Here is a 15,946-nt window from a genome sequence, read left to right on the forward strand (position 1 = left end):
GACCCGTGGCGAGGGAGCTTGCTCCCGCTTGACCGGGCTGGCGCTCCAGTGCGAAGCGCTCACAAAAAAGGGCCGCTACGCAGCCCAGCGGGAGCAAGCTCCCTCGCCAAGGTGCATGGTTGTATCTACACGGTGTATCGTTCTATCCAGATGAAAACCGGACCTTGGGTCCGGTTTTTTTATGGGTACGCCGGATCAGAAATGATATTTGACCAGCAAGCTGGTATTGCTCTGGTTGGTCTTGAAGCTTTCGCTGTCCTCGATGGCGTACTTGTTCTTCCAGTAGTCGTATTCCACGCCCACGTATAGCTGCTTGGCGCCGAGCTTCAAGGCCTTGCCCAGGTCATATTTGATCTGCGGGACGATATGCAGGTTGGCGTGGTACGTGCCCTTGGCGTTGCTGTCGTTGTCGACGACCCAGTCGATGAACCCATCGAACAGAATGTCGGATGAACCCACCGGGACGGTGACGGCCCAGACCGGGGTGATCTGCCAGACGTTGTCGCCTGCCCGCGAGCCTTCGGTCTGGCGGTTGTAGAAGTTCAACTGGAAATAGTCGAAGCCGGGAATCGCCAGGTCGAAACCCGGGCCGATCAGGTAGGACTCGTTGTCACCTTCGCCAAACTCATAGGTCATGGCCAGCAGCACGTCCTTGACCGGGCCCAGTTCCAGCTTCTGATCAAAAATCTTGCCGAACGACAGGCGCGGGCTGAACTCGCCGTAGTAGGTGTTCGGGCCGGAATTGCTGTCGTCTTCGCCGTTGTAGAAGATCCGGTCGAGGAAGAAGAAGTTGTCGCCGTATGTCCAGGCATCGGCGTGTTCGAACGTCACGGTCTGCTGGATACGCGGATTGATCTGGAAATCCTTGCCGTAGAGGTAACTCAGGCTGTTGTTCTGCCACTGCAACAGATCGCCGGCCATGGCTTGGCTGCCGGCGAGCAACGATCCTGCGAGTATCAGGCTGGTGCACGTACGTTTCATTCGGTTTGCTCCCAAAGGTAAGTGGTACCGCGTTGTTGTCGTCAGCGCTCTGGTGTGGCGCCTTTTTCCACGGACAAAACATCCGTTCGGTCAGCTTTTTGTTTGTGGCAGTGGCTGAAAGTCGGTGGGTCGCTCAGGACCTGATGATTATTTTGAGGTGTCCGGGTTTGAACGGCCGCGCAGGATACGGACTTGCCTGGAGCGACTCAAGTGCGCTGCGACGGCGCATCTGGAGGCGTGACGATGGAGCGCATGCATAAAGCTTTCCTCTTGTTCTTATTGTTGAGGCGCAGGCGGCCGCTGACAGGCGACCGGTCGTGTGCCGGCCTGCCTGTCTGCGGTATTGCGGGTGGAGCGGGGTGTGTCTGGCCGGACTAGTTGGTGCGTGCGCCCTGGGTGATCCAGGCTCCGATCAGGTCACGTTCCTGCTGGGTCATCTGGGTGATGTTGCCCAAGGGCATGATCTGGGTGGTTACGGCCTGGGCCTGGATGCGTGCGGCCTGTTGCTGGATCTGCTGCGGCGTATCGAAGATCACCCCGCCTGGCGCGGCGCTGAACAGCGGACTGGTGGGCTTGGCCGAATGACAGACCGAGCAGCGCTCCTGGATCACGCTGTGGACCTTTTCAAATGACGGGCCCTGCGCACTGGACGCCTGGGCGGGCGCCGTTGCCGGAGCGGTTGGCGCCGTGGCCGGTTTGGCCCCGCCGCCCACTGCCGTTTCCGGCAACGGTTGATACTCGATCACGCCAGGAGCCTTGGCGACTTCCGGTGCCGTTGGCATTGGCTTGGGCCCGGTGACATAAGCCAGGCAGATCATCGCCAGGGCGCCGACCGGCAGCGTCCAGGCAAACCGGTTGCTGTCATGGCGGGTGTTGAAGTAATGACGCACCAACACGGCCGCCACGGCGATCCCGGCCAGGATCAGCCAGTTGTATTGGCTGCCGTAGGTGCTCGGGAAGTGGTTGCTGATCATGATGAACAGCACCGGCAGGGTGAAGTAGTTGTTGTGGCGCGAACGCAGCAGGCCCTTTGCCGGCAACGCCGGGTCAGGTGTGCGGTTCTCGGCGATGGCCGCCACCAAGGCGCGCTGGGCCGGCATGATGATGCGGAACACGTTGCCGACCATGATCGTACCGATGACGGCGCCGACATGCAGGTAGGCGCCGCGACCGCTGAACACCTTGCTGAAGCCGTAGGCCGCGGCGATCAACAGCACGAACAGAATCAGGCCGAGCAAGGCGGGGCGCTTGCCGAGTGCCGAGTCGCAGAGTGCCGAATAGACGAACCAGCCAACGAACAATGAACCGATGCCCAGGGCAACACCCTCAGCGCCGCTCAGGCTGCTGCCGGGAGCCAGCAGGTAGACGGTCGGGTTCCAATAGAACACCAGGCACAGCAGGGCGATGCCCGACATCCAGGTGAAATAGGCTTCCCATTTGAACCAGTGCAGGTTGTCCGGCATGGACGGCGGCGCGAGTTTGTATTTTTCCAGGTGGTAGATGCCGCCACCATGGATGGCCCATAAATCACCGGCCAGGCCGCTCCGGGGATTGACGCGATTGAGGTTGTTTTCCAGCCAGACGAAGTAGAACGACGCGCCGATCCAGGCCACGCCAGTGATCATGTGAACCCAGCGCACGCTCAGGTTCAGCCATTCCAGCATATGTGCTTCCACAGTCTTTACCTCTCGCCCGTCACCCTTGTCTTCGGGTGATCGGACCTTCTCTTATTGGTGGGGGGCGAGGATCAAGTACTCATCCTCTTGGAAAAAATGTTCATCGCAGTTGTTGCCTGTGCCACTGCGATCAACCACCAGGAAGTCATCCCGCTTTTCGATCGTCAGCACCGGGTGGTGCCAGACGCCGCGATGGTAATTGATGCCCTGCCTGCCGTTGGTGACGAAGGCGCGGACCAAGCCTGATACAGGTGCATCGCCAAGTGGCGCGACCACGATCAGAAAGGGGTTGCCGAGCAGCGGAATGAAGGCCTGGCTGCCCAGCGGATGGCGCTCCAGCATGCGCACGGTCAACGGCATCTGCAGCGCGTCGGCGCGGAAGATGCTGATGGTCGCCTGGTCGTCCGGCGTGGCGGTCTCGACCGTCGCCAGGCGATGGAAGCGCATGGTCGAACCGTTGTTGATCATGAAGTGATCGCTGCCGTCGGTTTCGATCACGTCACCGAACGGGGCGAAGGCTTCTTTGGTCAAAGGCTCGATCTTGAGTGTGCGCATGCTGGTCTTCTTAACCTTGAATTCTGTGTTGTTTGTTATGCCGCCATCGCGAGCAAGCTCGCTCCCACAGGGGAACGCATTTCAAATGTGGGAGCGAGCTTGCTCGCGATTGGGATTCACCCTTGTTTCGACACCTTGCCCAATACCCGCAGGCGGCTCACGCCACCGTCCGGGAACACGTTCAGGCGGATGTGCGTGATCGGCCCCAGCGCCTTGATCTGCTCGGCGAAGGTGTGTTCGGCGTGCATTTCCAGCTTCTGGCTCGGCAGCAGTTCACGCCAGAACAGCGACTGGGTTTCGATCTGGCTGTCGGTGCCGCCTTTGACGAACGCGCCCTGGATCGAGCAGCTGTCCGGGTAGTTGCCTTTGAAGTGCAGGGTATCGACGACGACTTTCTCAACAATGCCGGCATGGCCCAGGGCGACGATCACCCAGTCATTGCCGGGGGTGCGCCGACGGGCGGTTTCCCAGCCGTCGCCCATGTTCACGCCACGGCCCGGGTTGAGGATGTTGCTCATGCGGCCGAAGTGTTCGTCGGAGCAGGCCAGGGCACGGCCACCGTTGAGGGCGGCAGCCAAGTCAATCTGTTCGTTGTCACCGACGGCGGACCAGTCGCGGTATGGAACCCCGTAGACCCGCAGGCGGGCCACGCCACCGTCCGGATAGATATTGAAACGCAGATGGCTGAACGCCTGGTCGTTGCTGATTTCGTGGTAGTGGTGGCTGTCGCCCTTCAGCTCGACGGCCGACAGCACTTCGGTCCACTGGGTGTTTTCATCCGGCTCGCCTTCAGCCAGGAAACAGGCTTCCAGGGAGGCCGACGGTGGGTAATTGCCGGTAAAGAATGAGGTGTCGATATCCACGCCCTTGATCGAGCCCGGCACGCCCAGGCGGATCACCGCGCTGTCGTAGCCTTCGAAACGCTTGCGGCGCGACTCCCAGCCGTCCATCCATTTGCCGTTATCGTCGAACACACCCTCCTTCCATACGGCCGGGGTCGGCTGGAACAGGCGGTTGGCATCGGCGAACCAGTCATCGGTCACCGAAATGATCCTGGTGCCCAGGCGGGCGTCGGCCAGGTTGACGAATTTCTCGAACGGTACGGCGTAAGCTTTCATTCTTCTTGTCTGCCTTTGATAAGTTGGCTGGGGATGCTTGCAGGACCTGGTCTTGAGGTGCTGCTCGCTAAAGGGTCAGTAATCGGAACAACGCGATCTTGTTGATCTCTGCCAATGCGCATTTGAATTCGGCATCCGCCGAGTGGTGAATGCGCGTTTCGAACGCGGCAAGGATCTGGTGCCGGTTGCTGCCTTTTACCGCCATGATGAAGGGAAACTTGAACTTGGCCTTGTAGGCCTCGTTCAGCTCGGTGAAGCGCTGGAACTCTTCGGCCGTGCATTGGTGAATACCGGCGCCAGCCTGTTCGTTGGTGCTGGCTTCGGTCAGTTGGCCCTGGACGGCGGCTTTGCCGGCCAGGTCCGGGTGAGCGTTGATCAACGCCAGCTGGCTGGCGTGGTCGGCACTCAACAGGATGTCGCTCATGCGCTGGTGCAGGGTTTCGATCTGGTCGATCGAGGGATCCTGGCCCAGGTCGAAGGCCTTTTCGGCAACCCATGGCGAATGTTCGTAGATGTCGGCGAAGGCTTCGACGAACGCTTCGCGGCTCAGGTTGGAAGGCTTGAGGGTCTGGAAGGCAGTCATTTCGAAGCTCCCGGATACGGGTGGGTCTGCTGCCAGTGGCGTGCAATGTCGACCCGGCGGCTGAACCACACCTGTTCGTGGCCCTTGACGTATTCCAGGAAACGCTTGAGGGAGGCGATGCGGGCAGGGCGGCCGATCAGGCGGCAATGCAGGCCGATGGACAACATCTTCGGTGCTTCGGCGCCTTCGGCATACAGTACGTCGAAGGCATCCTTGAGGTACTGGAAGAAGTCGTCGCCCTTGTTGAAACCCTGCACCTGGGTGAAGCGCATGTCATTGGTGTCGAGTGTGTAAGGGATTACCAGGTGCGGCTTGCCGGTGGGGTTGTTCGGCTCCCAGTACGGCAGGTCGTCGTCGTAGGTGTCGCTGTCATAGAGAAAGCCGCCTTCTTCCATTACCAATCGCCGGGTATTGGGGCCGGTGCGGCCGGTGTACCAGCCCAACGGCCGCTCGCCGGTAAGTTCGGTGAGGATGCGGATCGCTTCGAGCATGTGCTCGCGTTCCTGCGCTTCGTCCATATACTGGTAGTCGATCCAGCGATAGCCGTGGCTGCAGATTTCGTGGCCGGCGGCGACCATGGCGCGGATCACGTCCGGATGGCGCTGGGCGGCCATGGCCACGGCGAAGATAGTCAGCGGAATATCGAATTGCTTGAACAGCTTGAGGATCCGCCAGACGCCGGCACGGCTGCCATACTCGTATAGCGACTCCATGCTCATGTTGCGCTCGCCCAGCAACGGTTGCGCCGAAACCATTTCCGAGAGGAACGCTTCGGACTCACGATCGCCGTGCAGGATGTTGCGCTCGCCGCCTTCCTCATAGTTGAGTACGAAAGACAGGGCGATTCGGGCATTGCCCGGCCATTGCGGGTGGGGAGGGTTACTGCCGTAACCGATCAGGTCGCGTGGGTAGTCAGCGCTCACTGCAGTCTTCCTTCTTCTTCGAACCATGTAGGTGGCGCCTTGGGGGGGGGATCACAGGCTGGCGTCACGACGATGGGCTGATTGTATACAACTTTATATTCGACTTGTAAGCCTGTTTTTTGCATTTTTCATCGCGACCGTCGATTTGTCTCCACTGCAAGAAATTTGCCCACTTGGTCAATTTGCCCTTCATAAGCCTTTGTCGAAGCAGGGGCGGACCGGGAGTCGGGCGGAACCATCGTCAGGTGGCATGCACGAGAAAAATTCATTTTTTATTGTGTACAATTTATGTTTAAAGTGTCTTAATTCGAGAATTGCCGCAGCGTTAATGCTTCAGAATGGTGCGGCCTGTCTTTTCAACTGACTCAGGAGGCGCCGTGCCTGGTCGCCTTGCGGCAAGGCACGCACAATCAATGGGACGTCTGACTACACACGTTTTGGATGCTGCACACGGTTGTCCGGGCAGCTCGATCAGGATCGAGCTGTACCGCGTCGAAGGTTCGCAATTGCAGCTGGTCGCCAGCGCATTGACCAACAGCGATGGCCGTTGCGACGCACCGCTTCTGCAAGGGGATGACTACCGCAGCGGGGTCTACCAGATTCAATTCCACGCCGGCGACTACTACCGCGCCCGTGGCGTGCAACTGGCCGAGCCGGCGTTCCTTGATGTGGTGGTGCTGCGCTTCGGTATTTCGCAGGAGCAGGAGCATTACCATGTGCCCCTGCTGATTTCGCCTTACGCCTATTCAACCTATCGAGGCAGCTGAGCCCCCAAGCAGCTGCCTTGCCCTGGAAGCGACTGCGCATAGAGCTTCTTTGGTTTTTAGCCCGCTCACACTGCGGGCTTTTTTTGGCCTTGAAAAAGAGGTTGTCTTCGAGGCCGCCTTCGCGAGCAGGCTCGCTCCCGCAAGGTTTCGTGAACACCAGTAATCCAGTGTGGGAGCGAGCCTGTTCGCGAAGCTTTTGCTTATCAGCGGCTCAACAAAGAAGCCGCCCCCGCCCCACTGAACAACCCCGCACTGACCCGGTTGAACCAGCTCTGGCCCTTGCCGGTACGCAGATACCGGGCAGCGCCGTGGGCACCCAGGCCATAGGCCAGTTTGCACAGCAGGTCGAGCACGGTCCAGGTGGCGATCATGATCAGCAGTTGCGGCAGGAATGGCTGTTCGGCGCTCAGGAATTGCGGCAGGAACGCCGCGAAGAAGAGGATGTCTTTCGGGTTGCTCGCGCCCAGCACGAATGCCCGGCCGAACAGGGCGCGAAACCTTGGAGTGGCGGTAGCCTGGGGCACTTCGGCACCCTGGGATGGCTGGCGCGATTGCTGCCAGCTCTGCCAGGCGAGGTAGAACAGATACAGCGCGCCGACAATTTTCAGGGCGCTGAACAATTGTTCCGACGCCAGCAACAGCGCCCCGAGCCCCAGCGCTGAGGCGCTCAACAGGCAGATCGAGGCGACCACCCCACCGAGGAACGCCGGATAAGAACGACGCAGACCGTAGTTGAGGCTGTTACTGATCATCAGCAGCGACAGCGGGCCGGGGATGAGGATCACCACCAAGGCGGCGCCACTGAACAACAACCAGGTTTCCAGATTCATTGCTTTGCTCCTGATGCACAAAAGCCTCACCCGACGGGGTGAGGCGGATACAGACGGCGCCCGCTTACAAGAAGATGAACTTGGCGATAAAGATCGCGCAGAGCACCCACAGGCTGACGGATATTTCCTTGTGTTTACCGGTGCCGGCCTTGAGTACCACGTAGGTGATGAAACCCAGCGCGATGCCATCGGCGACCGAGAAGGTCAGCGGCATCATGATGGCAGTGACGATGGCCGGGATGCTGTCGGTCGCTTCGTCCCACTCGATGTGAGCCATGCCGCCCATCATCAGCATGGCCACATAAATCAAGGCGCCGGCCGTGGCGTAGGCAGGAATCATCCCGGCCAGCGGGGCAAAGAACATGGCGGCAATAAATAGCACACCGACCGTCACCGCCGTAAGCCCCGTGCGGCCGCCGGCTGCCACGCCGGCCGCGCTTTCCACGTAGCTGGTCACCGGCGGAACACCGACCATCGCGCCGAATACGCTGGAGGCGCTGTCGGCCTTGAGGGCCTTGGACAGGTTTTCGATCTTGCCGTCGGGCTTTACCAGGCCAGCGCGCTGGGCGACGCCCATCAAGGTGCCGGCGGTGTCGAACATATGCACGAACAGGAAGGCCAGTACCACACTGATCATGCTGACGTTGAACACGCCGGCGACGTCCATCGCCATCCAGGTCGGAGCCAGGCTTGGCGGCGTCGACATCACGCCGTTGTATTGCACCAGTCCCAGGCCCCAACCGGCCAGGGTCACGGCAATGATACTGATCAGGATCGCGCCGAACACGCGGTGATAGCTCAGCACGGCGATCATCAGGAAACACACGGCGGCCAGCAGCGGTCCTGGCTCATGCAAGGAACCCAGCTTGATCAACGTCGCCGGGCTGTCGACGATGATTCCGGCGGTCTTCAGGCCGATCAGCCCGAGGAACAATCCGACCCCCGCGCCCATGGCGTAGCGCAGGCTCACCGGAATGCTGTTGAGCAACCACTCACGCACCCGCGACAGGGTCAGGAACATGAACAACACCCCGGAAACGAACACCGCGCCCAGCGCGGTTTCCCAGTTGTAGCCCATGGTCCCGACGACCGTGTAGGTGAAAAAAGCATTCAGGCCCATGCCCGGCGCCAAGCCTACCGGCCAATTGGCATACAGGCCCATCAACAGGCAACCCAGGGCGGCGGCAATGCACGTAGCGACGAACGCAGCACCGTGGTCAATGCCCGCGTCGGCCATGATGTTGGGGTTGACGAAGATGATGTAGGCCATCGTGATGAAGGTCGTCAGGCCGGCGATCAGCTCGGTCTTCACCGTGGTGCCATGCAAGCTGAGTTTGAAGATTCGCTCCAGCCAGCCACTGCGTAGTGGCGGCGAAAGGTCCAGGGTCTGGGCTTCGGGTTTGCGGCTTTCCACAGCGAGTACTCCTCAAGAGTCTTATTGTTATTTCAGCACCGCGTGCTCCCTGAGGAAGGCTGCGAGGCATTGAGGCGGTAAGGCTGGCGAAGTAGTTGACCTTTTGGTCAGGAACTCGCACGAAGCGAATTATGCTTTTGTATACAAATAAAGCAAATAATGTTTTCTGTTTTGTTGACGAAAATTATGACGGTCGGGCTATATCGGCCTTCAGGACGTTATCGCGAGCAAGCTCGCTCCCACAATCGTGCTGTGGTGAATGAAAGATTGTGTTCACCGATGAACCCTGTGGGAGCGAGCTTGCTCGCGATAGCGGCGGAGCAGACGCTTTCATTCGCTGGATTTCCCCAACCCCAGATTCACCGCCAGCCACCCATCCACCGCCGCTTCCCCCGCCTCGGCAAACACCCGTTCAAGCAATTTCACCTGCTCGCGCCGTAACGCCTGTTCAAAGCGCGCGCCCTCGGCAGTCAGTTCCAGCAGCCGCTTGCGCTTGTCGGCCTCGGAGGCAACGCTGTTAACCAAATGCATTTCCATCAATTGCCGCAGCGGCATGTTCAACGCCTGTTTGCTCACGCCAAGCAGCGCCAGCAGCTCCTTCACACTCAATGATGGATAACGGGCAATGAAAAAAACGATGCGCTGATGCACGCGGCTCAAGCCCCGGCGCTCAAGCATTTCATCGGCTTTGGCGGTGAACGCCTGATAACCGAAGAAGAACGCTTCCATGGCCATTTGTTGGGAGGTCGGATTTTTAAGGTCAAGCATATTGACGTTTCCAGAGGCGGCGCGGTAATTTCGGTCAAACAGTTTGACTCATTTTTCCAACGCCTCGCTACAGGTGACCCCATGGCTTTTTCCGAACGTGTCTCGCGCCTTAAGAGTTCTTTGATCCGTGAAATTCTCGCCGCGGCGCAGCGCCCGGAAGTGATGTCATTTGCCGGCGGCCTGCCGGCCGAAGCCATGCTGCCGAAGGTGCAGTGGGAGGACATGCCGCTGTCCATGGGCCAATACGGCATGAGCGAAGGTGAGCCGGCCTTGCGTGAAGCGCTGGCAGCGCAGGCGCGATCGTTGGGCCTGGCTTGTGAGGCCGGTCAGGTATTGGTCGTGAGCGGTTCCCAGCAAACCCTCGATCTGGCGGCAAAGCTGCACATTGACGTCGGCACCGAGATCCTGCTCGAAGCGCCGACCTACCTGGCGGCTTTACAGATTTTCCAGTTGTTCGGCGCCAATTGCATCACCGTGCCCCTTGAAGCGGATGGTCCGGACCTTGAGCAATTGCGGGCCCGGCTGCAGCAGCATCGACCGGCGTTCATCTACCTGATCCCAACGTTCCAGAACCCTTCGGCGGTACGCTACAGCGAGGCCAAGCGCGATGCGGTCGCGGCACTGCTGGACGAGCTCGGCGTGACGCTGGTGGAGGACGAGCCCTATCGCGAACTGACCTTCGATGGCGGCAGCGCCACGCCAATTGCCAGCCGTTTGAAAAAGGCCAGCTGGATCTACACCGGCACGGTGTCGAAGACGCTGCTACCTGGGTTGCGGGTGGGGTATCTGATTGCCAGCCCGGATCTGTTCCCGCATCTGCTACGGCTCAAGCAGTCAGCGGACCTGCACACCAATCGCATCGGCCAGTGGCAGGCGTTGCAATGGATCGGCACCGAGCAGTACCGCAGCCATTTGAGTGAATTGAGGGATTTTTACCGGGATCGCCGCGACAGGTTCCAGGCCGCGCTGCAAAAGCATTTCGCCGACATCGCCGACTGGAACGTGCCCCAGGGCGGGCTGTTTTTCTGGCTGACCCTCAAGCAACCGCTGGATACCCGGACCTTGCTTGCCGCAGCCCTGGCGGAGGACGTGGCGTTCATGCCAGGAGAGCCGTTTTTTCCCGAGCCGGACAAGCATCCCGGGCACTTGCGGTTGAATTTCAGCCATATCGATCCGGCGCGGCTGGATGAAGGGCTCAGGCGACTGGCGGGGGTGGTGCGGGGGGCTTTGGCTGCCGAGGCGGCTTGAGGCTTGGGTTGGATCGACCCGCCTCTTCGCGAGCAGGCTCGCTCCCACACGGATCTCTGGGTGATTGCAAACTTGTAATCAACACCGGCCTCCTGTGGGAGCGAGCCTGCTCGCGAAAGGGCCTTCAACCCCGGCAAAAATCTCAGACCGCCGAAAACCGCTTATCCAGATAATCAATAATCACCTTGGACTCATACATCCAGGTGGTCTCGCCGTTCTCTTCAATACGCAGGCAAGGCACCTTGATCCGGCCGCCCTGTTCCAGCAGCGTCTGGCGATCCTGCTCGTTGTTTTTCGCATCGCGCAGGGTCACGGGCACGTTGAGGCGGTGCAGGGCGCGGCGGGTCTTCACGCAGAACGGGCAGGCATGGAACTGATAAAGCGTCAGGCTGCGGGCCGCCTGGTCGACTTGCGCCTGGGCCTCGGCCGAGCGCTTTTTCTTGCCGGGGCGAGTGATGAAATCGATGAAGATGATGAGCTGGCCCAGACCAACTCGAAGCGCTTTGACGATCACGGTGCAAGCCTCGAAGCAGGGAAGAAGAGGGCGCGCAGCTTACCTGATTTTTGCCAGGCGAAAAAAAACCGGCGATCAATGCCGGTTTTCTTGATGCATCGCGTTACTTGATCAGGCTGAGGAATTCCATGCGGGTCGCCGCGTTTTCACGGAATTCACCGAGCATCACCGACGTGATCATCGAAGAATTCTGTTTTTCCACACCGCGCATCATCATGCACATGTGCTTGGCTTCGATCACCACTGCCACGCCCATGGCCCCCGTCACCTGCTGGACCGCATCGGCGATCTGGCGGCTGAGGTTTTCCTGGATCTGCAGGCGACGCGCATACATATCGACGATACGCGCGACTTTCGACAGGCCCAGCACCTTGCCACTCGGGATGTAGGCCACATGGGCCTTGCCGATGAAAGGCAACAGGTGGTGCTCGCACAGCGAGTACAACTCGATGTCTTTGACCAGCACCATTTCGCTGTTGTCGGAGCTGAACAAGGCACCGTTGGTGACTTCTTCCAGGGTCTGTTCATAACCGCGGCAAAGGTACTGCATGGCCTTGGCAGCGCGCTTGGGCGTGTCGAGCAGGCCCTCGCGGGAAACGTCCTCGCCGAGTTGGCCGAGAATCGCGGTGTAATTCTGTTCCAGAGACATGAAACTACCTGTGGGATTTTACGCAAAGGGCAAGGGTACGGTGGCGGACACGGTGCTGCAAGCTCGGCAGTCGAGGGTTACTCGTCGCGACCTTCCATCATGGTGCGCTTGAGCATCACGTAGACCGCCCCGGCGCCGCCGTGCCTGGCCTGGCAGGAGGTGAAGCCGAGCACTTGCGGGTGCTGGCGCAGCCAGGTGTTGACGTGGCTCTTGATCATCGGTCGCTTGCCGTCCAGCCGCACCGCCTTGCCGTGGGTGACGCGCACGCAGCGGATTTCGAATCGGGTGGCTTCGGCGAGGAAGGCCCAGAGGGTTTCCCTGGCTTTTTCGACGGTCATGCCGTGCAGGTCGAGGCTGCCTTCGAAGGGGATCTGGCCGACCTTCAGCTTGCGCATCTGGCTTTCCTGGACCCCGTCGCGCGCCCACATCAACTCGTCTTCAGGGCCGACGTCGATGACGAACTGATCGGACAGGCCATCCACGGTTGTTGCATCGGTGCGCACGGTGGCGGCCTGGCGCAACTTGGCGATCTGCGCGCGATCGGCCTTTGGCTTGCCGGTTTCGGCGCGATCGTGCTTGATCGGTTTTACGCCCTGGATCGCACTTTTGAACAGGGAAAAGTCGTCGTCTTGCATGTCAGCCTCCGCGAAGGCCGGCCAGTTTACCCAACTCCGCTGGGATAGGGCGCGACAAAACGTCGGATGGCGGATCAGTCGTGTTTTTTCATCAGATGGGGAGCCATGGCCAGCTCCAGGGATTGGCGGGCGCGGCGGCGGCAACGGCGCCAGAGCCAGATGCCCAACAGCAGAACCAACAGACCGATTGCCAGGATGATCGCCGAGCCGAGCGGGGTGGCATTCAACTCGCCCAGCGCGGGCGGACGGCCGAGCAGGCTGGCGGCGCCGGCCATCGCCAGCAGCACACCGAGCGTTGCCAGCAGCGCCGCGATCCCCGCGCCGATACGAAATCGCCAGTTGCTCGGGCCCTTGGGCCGCAAGCGACGTGCGTCAAAACCATCGGATAACTTCATTCCGACCTTCCTCAATGGGTATCGGCCCTTCGACCGGAAGATGTTCGGGTTGTTCCTGACGCCGGGACAATTGCAGCAAATGAGACGTTTTTGCGGATGAGCGGCGCAACCAGCCGCTCATCGGTTGTTTCAGGTGAAGTCGCGGGTCATGGCCAGGGTGGCGAAGTTGTCCGCCATGATCGCCATTTCAGTCTGGTGGACGTGTTCGGCGCTCAGCACGCCGCCTTTGTGCGGCAGATCACGAGTGGCGCAGGCGTCTTCGACCAGGGTGCAGCGAAAGCCCAGGTTCTTGGCGGCGCGCACGGTGGTGCTGACGCTGGAGTGGCTCATGAAACCGCAGACGATCAGATCCAGTGGGCCGAAATCTTCCAGGCGCTTCTTCAGTTCGGTGCCGTGGAAAGCACTCGGCAAGAGCTTTTCGATAATGGTTTCGTCGTCCCGCGGCTCAAGGCCTGGAATGAATTCCCCCCGTTCGCCCTGTGGATCGAACAGCCCGCCGTGGGTACCGAGGTGGCGTACATGCACGATCGGCCGGCCGGCGGTGCGGGCTGCGCCGAGCAGTTGCTTGATGTTCGCGACCGCCGCATCCATGCCGCTGAGGGCCAGGGGGCCGGCGAGATACTCTTTCTGGGCATCGATGATGATCAGTGTCGCTTGACTCAGGTTGGCCGCTGCATAACCGCGGCCGCTGAGTTGAAACATCGTTTTTGGAACGGACATTCTGGGGCTCCTTCGAGTGGGGCTTTTGCGACATTCTCCTCCGGCTGAGCGGTTCTGTGAATCGCTTCCATCGCAAGGGCCGTCGTTGCTGGCCTACAGCCTTATCAAGATCGCCATCTTATTCAACGGGCGGTGCAAAAAAAGGACAGATCCTACGGCTGGATCGGAGTTTTTCGTTTCTCGCGGGGGGTGTTTGGGAGAGTGCGGGTTTGGCTGGTAGACTCGCCCGTCGATTTCTCTGGAGTTTGCCGCTGTGATCACTTCCCGCCTTCGTACCCTGCGCGACCATATTCGTTGGGCCGTCAGCCGTTTCCATGGCGAGGATCTGTTCTTTGGCCATGGCACCGACAATGCCTGGGATGAGGCTCGCCAACTGGTGTTGGGCGCGCTGCATTTGCCTTGGGAAATTGCCGACAGCTATCTGGATTGCCGTCTCGAAGACGAAGAGCTGGTGCATGTACAGCGCCTGCTGCGCCGACGTATTGCCGAGCGCATTCCAACGGCCTACCTGCTCGGTGAAGCGTGGTTCTGCGGAATGTCTTTCATTGTCGACGAACGCGTGCTCATCCCGCGTTCGCCCATCGGCGAGCTGATTGAAAAACGCTTCGAGCCCTGGCTGGGCCAGGAGCCTGCGCGGATCCTCGACCTGTGCACCGGTTCCGGCTGCATCGGGATCGCCTGTGCCTATGAATTCCCGGAGGCCGAAGTGGTGCTGGCCGACCTGTCGTTCGAAGCGCTGGAGGTGGCCAATCAGAATATCGAGCGCCATGGCGTCGATGAGCGGGTGTTCACAGTCCAGGGCGATGGTTTTGATGGCTTGCCGGGGCAACGTTTCGACCTGATCGTGTCGAACCCGCCTTACGTCGACGCGGAGGATTTCGCCGACATGCCCCAGGAATACCAGCACGAACCTGAGTTGGGCCTGGCCTGTGGCGATGACGGCTTGAACCTGGTTCGCCGGATGCTGGCCGAGGCGGCCGACCATCTGACCGAGAAGGGCCTGTTGATTGTCGAAGTGGGCAACAGCCAGGTGCATGTCGAGGCACTGTACCCGGAAGTCGACTTCGCCTGGCTGGACTTCGAACGCGGCGGGCATGGCGTGTTCATGCTCAGCGCCGGACAGTGCCGTGAGCACCAGGCGTTGTTTGCTTCAAGGATTTGACGCAGTGCTGCTTTTGTGGCGAGGGAGCTTGCTCCCGCTGGGCTGCGAAGCAGCCCCCGCTTCAAAGGTTTGAGATAGGAGTCGCCCGGTTTACGACTGCTGCGCAGCCGAGCGGGAGCAAGCTCCCTCGCCACGGTTTCTGCGTTCTGCCGCGCTCCCACAGGGTTATTCACCCGCTTGGATTCAATGTCGCGTCGCAATCCAGATCAGCAATCCCGCCTGGAACATCGCAAACGCCACCAGGCAAGTGATGGTAAAGCGCAAGCCGGTGTCTTCGCGCTTGAACTTGTTGACCTTCTCTTCCTGCTTCTTGAGTTTGACTTCCTGCTCCGCCAGGTTCTGCTCGGCTTGTTGCAGCATCTGCGCGGCTTCGAGAATCTCGACGAACTGCAGCTTCTCGGTGTTCCAGTCGCCCACCAGGTCGCCAACCTGGGCGGCCTTGACGCTGCCCTTGAGATGCTGGGCGTCGGCGTAGACCACCTCGAAGCCGTGGGCCTTGAGGAAGTGATCGCGGCGCAGGCGCGTGTCTTCGTTCAGCGCGTCCTTGTTGTTCAGGTCGCTGCCGTCCACCCGATAGCTCGACCAGCGCTTCTTCGCCCAGGTGATGCCCTGAGCGGCGAGAAAGCGTCCGAGCCCACGATTCAAAGGCTCGACTTGCAAGTTGTCAGGGGAGAAAGACAGACGTTTCTCGACGTGGTCGGCCCAGACGTCCAGATGGTTCTGTTCCTTGCGCACCCGTTGGCCCGGCAACTTGATGCTCATGCGCAGCAAACTGCGCTCCTTGCTGTGACGCTCGGCGTAGCTGAACTCGACAAAGCGCAAGGGCCGCACACCGGTGGCGCGATCGGTCTTGAGCGGGGCCAGCCGGAGCATTTTATGCTGCTCAGCCTGCACATCCGCCCAAGGCTGCTCCACCGCAGGCGCGGCGGCCGGTTCGGCGACGGTGTCGGGAGAAGTTTGAGTCTCAGTCATAACGGCAAAATCCTGTCCAGGCCGGCTTGTCGACAG

The 15,946-nt window shown here is 60.3% G+C and carries 18 protein-coding genes; 3 read left to right on the forward strand and 15 right to left on the reverse strand.

Annotated features, from left to right (window positions below; genetic code table 11):
- Positions 1-195: 195 nt before the first annotated feature.
- The 6 genes from J3P91_RS07255 to puuE form a co-directional block, all read right to left on the reverse strand.
- Positions 196-981: an outer membrane protein OmpK gene (locus J3P91_RS07255; RefSeq protein ID WP_434569445.1), complete on the reverse strand. Its 786-nt coding sequence runs from the start codon at positions 979-981 to the stop codon at positions 196-198.
- A 374-nt stretch (positions 982-1,355) separates the two neighbouring features.
- Positions 1,356-2,657, reverse strand: a complete 1,302-nt coding sequence (locus J3P91_RS07260; protein ID WP_434603137.1) for a urate hydroxylase PuuD — start codon at positions 2,655-2,657, stop codon at positions 1,356-1,358.
- Positions 2,658-2,708: 51 nt separating this feature from the next.
- Complete coding sequence (locus J3P91_RS07265) at positions 2,709-3,212, reverse strand: ureidoglycolate lyase (protein WP_434603139.1); 504 nt, start codon at positions 3,210-3,212, stop codon at positions 2,709-2,711.
- 116 nt (positions 3,213-3,328) lie between these two features.
- Positions 3,329-4,330 (reverse strand): allantoicase, encoded by a 1,002-nt coding sequence (alc, locus tag J3P91_RS07270; protein ID WP_434603140.1) that lies wholly within the window; start codon positions 4,328-4,330, stop codon positions 3,329-3,331.
- 67 nt (positions 4,331-4,397) lie between these two features.
- Positions 4,398-4,913 carry a 2-oxo-4-hydroxy-4-carboxy-5-ureidoimidazoline decarboxylase gene (gene uraD / locus J3P91_RS07275; protein ID WP_434603142.1) on the reverse strand — a complete coding sequence of 172 codons (516 nt, stop codon included), beginning with the start codon at positions 4,911-4,913 and terminating at the stop codon, positions 4,398-4,400.
- On the reverse strand, positions 4,910-5,836 hold the full coding sequence (gene puuE / locus J3P91_RS07280; protein ID WP_434603143.1) for an allantoinase PuuE: 927 nt from the start codon (positions 5,834-5,836) through the stop codon (positions 4,910-4,912). The genes uraD and puuE overlap by 4 nt, the downstream gene beginning before the upstream one ends.
- A gap of 413 nt (positions 5,837-6,249) precedes the next feature.
- Between puuE and uraH the strand changes: the two genes are divergently transcribed.
- The gene (gene uraH, locus J3P91_RS07285; protein ID WP_434569440.1) at positions 6,250-6,603 is read left to right on the forward strand and encodes a hydroxyisourate hydrolase; all 354 of its coding nucleotides are present in this window, start codon (positions 6,250-6,252) and stop codon (positions 6,601-6,603) included.
- 203 nt (positions 6,604-6,806) lie between these two features.
- Here the strand turns inward: uraH and J3P91_RS07290 are convergent, their stop codons facing one another.
- From J3P91_RS07290 to J3P91_RS07300, 3 genes are all read right to left on the reverse strand, one after another.
- A complete protein-coding gene (locus J3P91_RS07290) occupies positions 6,807-7,433 on the reverse strand; it encodes a LysE family translocator (RefSeq protein WP_434603144.1) in 627 nt (208 codons plus the stop codon).
- Between the two features lie 64 nt (positions 7,434-7,497).
- A complete protein-coding gene (locus J3P91_RS07295; RefSeq protein WP_305496146.1) occupies positions 7,498-8,847 on the reverse strand; it encodes an NCS2 family permease in 1,350 nt (449 codons plus the stop codon).
- 330 nt (positions 8,848-9,177) lie between these two features.
- Positions 9,178-9,615, reverse strand: coding sequence for a MarR family winged helix-turn-helix transcriptional regulator (locus J3P91_RS07300; RefSeq protein WP_305496145.1), 438 nt, complete (start codon positions 9,613-9,615; stop codon positions 9,178-9,180).
- Positions 9,616-9,696: 81 nt separating this feature from the next.
- Here J3P91_RS07300 and J3P91_RS07305 point away from each other — a divergent pair, with 81 nt between their 5' ends.
- The gene (locus J3P91_RS07305) at positions 9,697-10,863 is read left to right on the forward strand and encodes a PLP-dependent aminotransferase family protein (RefSeq protein WP_434603145.1); all 1,167 of its coding nucleotides are present in this window, start codon (positions 9,697-9,699) and stop codon (positions 10,861-10,863) included.
- A 142-nt stretch (positions 10,864-11,005) separates the two neighbouring features.
- Here J3P91_RS07305 and J3P91_RS07310 read toward each other — a convergent pair whose 3' ends face one another.
- The 5 genes from J3P91_RS07310 to J3P91_RS07330 all read right to left on the reverse strand — a co-directional run bounded on the left by J3P91_RS07310 (position 11,006) and on the right by J3P91_RS07330 (position 13,776).
- Positions 11,006-11,377 carry a glutathione S-transferase N-terminal domain-containing protein gene (locus J3P91_RS07310; RefSeq protein ID WP_434569436.1) on the reverse strand — a complete coding sequence of 124 codons (372 nt, stop codon included), beginning with the start codon at positions 11,375-11,377 and terminating at the stop codon, positions 11,006-11,008.
- A gap of 103 nt (positions 11,378-11,480) precedes the next feature.
- The gene (folE, locus tag J3P91_RS07315) at positions 11,481-12,026 is read right to left on the reverse strand and encodes a GTP cyclohydrolase I FolE (RefSeq protein WP_305496142.1); all 546 of its coding nucleotides are present in this window, start codon (positions 12,024-12,026) and stop codon (positions 11,481-11,483) included.
- Between the two features lie 77 nt (positions 12,027-12,103).
- A complete protein-coding gene (locus tag J3P91_RS07320) occupies positions 12,104-12,661 on the reverse strand; it encodes a Smr/MutS family protein (protein ID WP_434603147.1) in 558 nt (185 codons plus the stop codon).
- A 74-nt stretch (positions 12,662-12,735) separates the two neighbouring features.
- Complete coding sequence (locus J3P91_RS07325) at positions 12,736-13,056, reverse strand: hypothetical protein (RefSeq protein ID WP_305496140.1); 321 nt, start codon at positions 13,054-13,056, stop codon at positions 12,736-12,738.
- A gap of 129 nt (positions 13,057-13,185) precedes the next feature.
- Positions 13,186-13,776: a cysteine hydrolase family protein gene (locus J3P91_RS07330; RefSeq protein WP_305496139.1), complete on the reverse strand. Its 591-nt coding sequence runs from the start codon at positions 13,774-13,776 to the stop codon at positions 13,186-13,188.
- Between the two features lie 253 nt (positions 13,777-14,029).
- On the opposite strand from J3P91_RS07330, the gene prmB reads away from it, so the two are divergent.
- Positions 14,030-14,938, forward strand: a complete 909-nt coding sequence (prmB, locus tag J3P91_RS07335; RefSeq protein WP_434569434.1) for a 50S ribosomal protein L3 N(5)-glutamine methyltransferase — start codon at positions 14,030-14,032, stop codon at positions 14,936-14,938.
- A 183-nt stretch (positions 14,939-15,121) separates the two neighbouring features.
- Here prmB and J3P91_RS07340 read toward each other — a convergent pair whose 3' ends face one another.
- On the reverse strand, positions 15,122-15,910 hold the full coding sequence (locus J3P91_RS07340) for a hypothetical protein (RefSeq protein WP_434569433.1): 789 nt from the start codon (positions 15,908-15,910) through the stop codon (positions 15,122-15,124).
- Positions 15,911-15,946 lie beyond the last annotated feature (36 nt).

Origin of the sequence: Pseudomonas sp. Z4-7, from assembly GCF_051131965.1 — a bacterium.
GTDB lineage: Bacteria > Pseudomonadota > Gammaproteobacteria > Pseudomonadales > Pseudomonadaceae > Aquipseudomonas.

Bases quoted from the DNA above. Each gene is read 5' to 3' on its own strand.
- J3P91_RS07255 (WP_434569445.1), bottom strand. From the start codon at position 981: ATGAAACGTACGTGCACCAGCCTGATACTCGCAGGATCGTTGCTCGCC.
- J3P91_RS07265 (WP_434603139.1), bottom strand. From the start codon at position 3,212: ATGCGCACACTCAAGATCGAGCCTTTGACCAAAGAAGCCTTCGCCCCG.
- alc (WP_434603140.1), bottom strand. From the start codon at position 4,330: ATGAAAGCTTACGCCGTACCGTTCGAGAAATTCGTCAACCTGGCCGAC.
- uraD (WP_434603142.1), bottom strand. From the start codon at position 4,913: ATGACTGCCTTCCAGACCCTCAAGCCTTCCAACCTGAGCCGCGAAGCG.
- uraH (WP_434569440.1), top strand. From the start codon at position 6,250: ATGGGACGTCTGACTACACACGTTTTGGATGCTGCACACGGTTGTCCG.
- J3P91_RS07290 (WP_434603144.1), bottom strand. From the start codon at position 7,433: ATGAATCTGGAAACCTGGTTGTTGTTCAGTGGCGCCGCCTTGGTGGTG.
- J3P91_RS07300 (WP_305496145.1), bottom strand. From the start codon at position 9,615: ATGCTTGACCTTAAAAATCCGACCTCCCAACAAATGGCCATGGAAGCG.
- J3P91_RS07305 (WP_434603145.1), top strand. From the start codon at position 9,697: ATGGCTTTTTCCGAACGTGTCTCGCGCCTTAAGAGTTCTTTGATCCGT.
- folE (WP_305496142.1), bottom strand. From the start codon at position 12,026: ATGTCTCTGGAACAGAATTACACCGCGATTCTCGGCCAACTCGGCGAG.
- J3P91_RS07320 (WP_434603147.1), bottom strand. From the start codon at position 12,661: ATGCAAGACGACGACTTTTCCCTGTTCAAAAGTGCGATCCAGGGCGTA.
- J3P91_RS07325 (WP_305496140.1), bottom strand. From the start codon at position 13,056: ATGAAGTTATCCGATGGTTTTGACGCACGTCGCTTGCGGCCCAAGGGC.
- J3P91_RS07330 (WP_305496139.1), bottom strand. From the start codon at position 13,776: ATGTCCGTTCCAAAAACGATGTTTCAACTCAGCGGCCGCGGTTATGCA.
- J3P91_RS07340 (WP_434569433.1), bottom strand. From the start codon at position 15,910: ATGACTGAGACTCAAACTTCTCCCGACACCGTCGCCGAACCGGCCGCC.